Below are 3,930 nucleotides of genomic sequence, written 5' to 3' on the forward strand. Positions count from 1 at the left end.
TCTTTTTTATAATCTAATAGGTTTCTTTCCTTTGAGCTTTTTCCTGAGAAGTAAATAATAAAATTTTCTTTTAATGCAGGATTATTATTAAACTCTACTTTTAGAAACTCTTTTAATTCATTCAATGATAAGCTATTTAAAATTGCTTCGGACTTATCTTCAGTTTTAGATTTTTTAATTATATTCTTTTCCCTATTAATAAACGAAGCAATCAGAGTAGCTATAATATGTTTGCAATAACCTCCCCAGTCATAAGGACAGCTACATTCTGCCATGATTCTATTATTTTCTTTGTAAATTGTCACCTGATAATCATACTCACCCTGAACAACAGCCGTAATTTTATCATCCGCTTGTTCCAAACTGATTACCTTGCCCATTCTAAAATATTCAATGCCTCGTTCAAAAGAACTTTCAGTGCATAAGTTTCTGATATCTTCAAGAGTTAACTTCATTTTCCCACCTAATTTAGAATATATTAGCAATATACTAGGGCTAGAAAAACTATCTGAGTTCCTCAAATTCCTTAAAAACTCTGGCCAAAGATCTTCCGAGTGTCATATTACCTCTACCTTACCTAAAATATCTCTTATATTTTTACAATCAATCATAGCAAAAACTTTATCATTATAGAAGAAGCCCTACAGTGATTTATGGTTAACAAATCCTTAGCACTATCTTCAAATTGTTTTGTTCTAAGGAAAGATTGTGATACAGATTTATTTGTGTAATTTTGCTTATATTTGATTTCCTCTTTAAAGAGTTTCAACAAATATATTCTTTACGTTTTACTCTAAAAATTCCAATAATTGGTTGAACCTATTAAAAATATCGTTCCTAACATCATCAATATATTCATCTAGTCCATTTTCCCGTTCAACCATTAAACAACCAGGGCTTGTTCTTCTTTTAAAATACTCTTTTATATTTATAAATTCATTTAAAAAATACCCGCTATCATAATAATGATGAATTTCTTTCAAAATAACATCCAAATCTTCAGCATATCTCAAAATAAAATACATATAATATAAATCTTTCGCTTGTTTCGCTTTATTCTCTCTGTCTATAAATGTTACTCCTTTATGATATAAAAATGCAGAGGGCTTTGGACATTTAATAGTGTAAATATTTTTACGCTTACCACCTTTGATTTTTAGTAAAATGTTATTTTTTATTAAAAAATCAAACTTTGCAATCTTATTAACACTTATTTTTGTTCCAAGTAAGTTTTCTAATTTCTTAACATTTACATTAGAATCAACTATAAACTCAACAGGTATGACGCCCTTTTTGTAAAAAGCAACAGGAAATATTTTTCCTATTTTTATATGATGTTGTTCATAATCTAATGAAGATAATATTTGATATATATTTTGATGATATATTTTATTGCTTTTTTCACTTAATCCAAAATCAATATCTACTGTTGTAATCGGCTCTATTGAAATATTTCTCCATAAAAAGTTGCTATACAAATAAGCTAACCAGCCACCTACAACAACAAGATCATCTAAATATTCTTTTAAATCTGCAAGTACTTCAAAAAATAATAACTCAGAATTGTGTAAATCAAGCAAGTTCTACTCCTTTTGTTAATAATAAATTTTTTAAATATTCTGCATGTTCTCTTCCTCGCGGCTGAAAGTTATATAAATCCAAATATAATTGCAGATTTGAGGCAACTGAATAACCCCCTATTTTTTGGATTTCGTTAAATATACTATTCCGGTAAAAGGGGTCTACAAAATGGATATTACCTCCTTGAACCAACTCTTTTAACCCTAAGTCCTGTCTAATTTTTAAAATATCTTTCTTCCAGCTTTTAGTTTTTATATATAAATAAATATCTGTTGTTCTAACAAAAGACGTAATTAGGTTAGCACCTGGATGCAGCGTTAAGGCATATTCCTGCTCTTTTAATACTGATTTAATTTTTTTAAGAATATTCTTATCCGGGGAATAATAGGATTCAACACCATTTTTTTCAAATTGATACCATTTTATCCAGTCAGTAATTAGCTTTTCAGGATTTGTCAAAACAGTAAAGCTTTTCGGACCCTTTTTCACTCTTTCGATATATCCCTTAATCTCCATTGACTGTAATACTTCTTGAGCCATACCAATACTTAAAAGCGTCCTTGAACTAAAATCGCGAACAACCCATTTTTTTTCAGGATTTTGCAACATTATTCGTAAAACTATCGAAGCTTTGTCCGCAAATATATTTTTAAGCTTCTTTCTTTTAGCCATAATGTTCACCTAAATAATAATGTTCACTATATATTGAACATTATATAATAAGTGAACACTAATAGTCAATAAGATTTCATTGAACTCCAATCAATCTTCCTTACACTCTTCAATCTTTCTGCTTTCAGATAGGACCACCATAGAATATCAAAAATTCCAATAAAAATCACTCTGGTAACAATAGCATTCAATTAAAGAAAGAGAATCAGGGATTTCAAATTCATTTGTAGAAAAATAAAGATTTCTTTCTATAAACACCATATGGAGAGGATTGACGCTATATATGCGCTTTGTCATTGTTATGCAAGGAGCATCAAATCATGAGATTTTAGAAAGAATATACTGATTTACAGATACACCTTCCTCTGCTGATTTAATAACCAAGTTCTTGTGCACTTCCGCTGGTACACGTAAGGTTAAATTGCCTTTATATTTTTTCATTCCAAACGGTTCTGGGATTTTTTCATTTTCTTCATTCATCCATTCAATGGTATTTTTAACAACTTCTTTAATTTCCTTTAATCCATCTTCTATTGTATCTCCATGAGCCATCAAGGAAGGAAATTCAAGGCATCTGGCAATATGAATTTTATCCTCTTCAGACCATTCTACTCTATACGTATATTTCTCAATTAGGTCATGAGTCTTCATTGTTTACCTCCAATTTCTTCAGTGCTTTTACTACTAACTTCACCTGGTATAGCTTTGCCATTTTTCCATCTTTTTGTATATTTATTCTTAGGTCCCCTTTCCATGGTGTCTTGAATATATGATGACTAACTTTAACTCTAGGTGCCCCAAAATAATTCATAAATATTTTAATCAAATCATCAAGCTTGAAATTTTTGGGATTGGACAAATATATCTTTTCTTATATTCAATGATAGTGCATATGATAGCATAAGTAAATGCCTGTATTTCTATTCTATTCTTAACACCACCTTGTATGTTACATAATTCCTACCAATAAATTAAAAATAAATAAAATTTAAAAAAGGGTTGAGGCTGATTGTAAGGAATTCTTGCAATAATGTAAGATTATGAAGCCTCTAACCCTTTTGTTTTTAATTAATTGTACTTTTGTCAGGAATAAATCTGGTCAAATAATAATTTAGCAGTCTCCTGGTCAAGATCCTTTAAGGTTTTATACTCTTTAAAGGCCTGGTTTCTTTCTCCCAATGCCAAACAAGTCATACCCAAACCATAGTGAGCATAAATATAATCAGGCTTAATATGAATAGTTTCCTGAAATAATTTTTTTGCTTGTTCATAATTTTTTAATTTTCCGTAAGCCCAGCCCAATACATAGTATGAGTCGGCATCATCGGGATTATTTTCGATTGCCTTTTTAAAAACTTCCAATGCCTTTCTGAATTGACCTGTCTCAGTGTAAGCCCATCCCAGGTTATAACAGGCATTAACATATTGAGGATCTACCCTAATCACTTTTTCATAGGACTCAACGGCCCTGTTAAACTGTTTGGTTTTATTTTAAATCCATCCCAAATAAAAATAAGCATCCTTCAATTCCTGATTAAGCCGGGTTGCTTTTTCAAAAGATTCAATTGCCTGTTCATCATTGCCTATTTTTAGATATACTATACCAAGCCTATAATAAATCTGCTCAGCTTCTTCAGGAAGGTAATGCACGGCCTTCTCTAATGCAAGAGAGGCTTC

6 protein-coding genes and 1 pseudogene are annotated in these 3,930 nt (G+C 30.4%); all 7 read right to left on the minus strand.

All coding sequences use genetic code 11. From position 1 onward, the window contains the following. On the minus strand, window positions 1-455 hold a 455-nt coding region (locus tag PHQ99_07995; protein ID MDD4289512.1), incomplete at its 3' end, for an SWIM zinc finger family protein. Between the two features lie 333 nt (window positions 456-788). Then, on the minus strand, window positions 789-1,580 hold the full coding sequence (locus PHQ99_08000) for a GSU2403 family nucleotidyltransferase fold protein (protein ID MDD4289513.1): 792 nt from the start codon (window positions 1,578-1,580) through the stop codon (window positions 789-791). Next, window positions 1,573-2,253: a hypothetical protein gene (locus tag PHQ99_08005; GenBank protein MDD4289514.1), complete on the minus strand. Its 681-nt coding sequence runs from the start codon at window positions 2,251-2,253 to the stop codon at window positions 1,573-1,575. The genes PHQ99_08000 and PHQ99_08005 overlap by 8 nt, the downstream gene beginning before the upstream one ends. Before the next feature lie 318 nt (window positions 2,254-2,571). Further along, a complete protein-coding gene (locus PHQ99_08010; protein ID MDD4289515.1) occupies window positions 2,572-2,904 on the minus strand; it encodes a toxin-antitoxin system HicB family antitoxin in 333 nt (110 codons plus the stop codon). Beyond that, window positions 2,891-3,118 carry a toxin HicA gene (locus tag PHQ99_08015; GenBank protein ID MDD4289516.1) on the minus strand — a complete coding sequence of 76 codons (228 nt, stop codon included), beginning with the start codon at window positions 3,116-3,118 and terminating at the stop codon, window positions 2,891-2,893. Before PHQ99_08015 ends, PHQ99_08010 begins: the two co-directional genes overlap by 14 nt. A 218-nt stretch (window positions 3,119-3,336) precedes the next feature. Next, a pseudogene (locus tag PHQ99_08020) lies at window positions 3,337-3,726 on the minus strand (tetratricopeptide repeat protein). An 18-nt stretch (window positions 3,727-3,744) separates the two neighbouring features. Continuing rightward, window positions 3,745-3,930 (minus strand): tetratricopeptide repeat protein (locus tag PHQ99_08025; protein MDD4289517.1); only part of this gene is annotated, 186 nt, incomplete at its 5' end.

Source organism: Atribacterota bacterium (genome assembly GCA_028703475.1).
In the GTDB taxonomy this organism is placed as follows: Bacteria; Atribacterota; Phoenicimicrobiia; order Phoenicimicrobiales; family Stramentimicrobiaceae; genus JAQVMU01.

What these genes read in the sequence shown, in the direction of transcription:
- PHQ99_08010 (MDD4289515.1), bottom strand. Translation starts at nt 2,904, where the DNA reads ATGAAGACTCATGACCTAATTGAGAAATATACGTATAGAGTAGAATGG.
- PHQ99_08005 (MDD4289514.1), bottom strand. Translation starts at nt 2,253, where the DNA reads ATGGCTAAAAGAAAGAAGCTTAAAAATATATTTGCGGACAAAGCTTCG.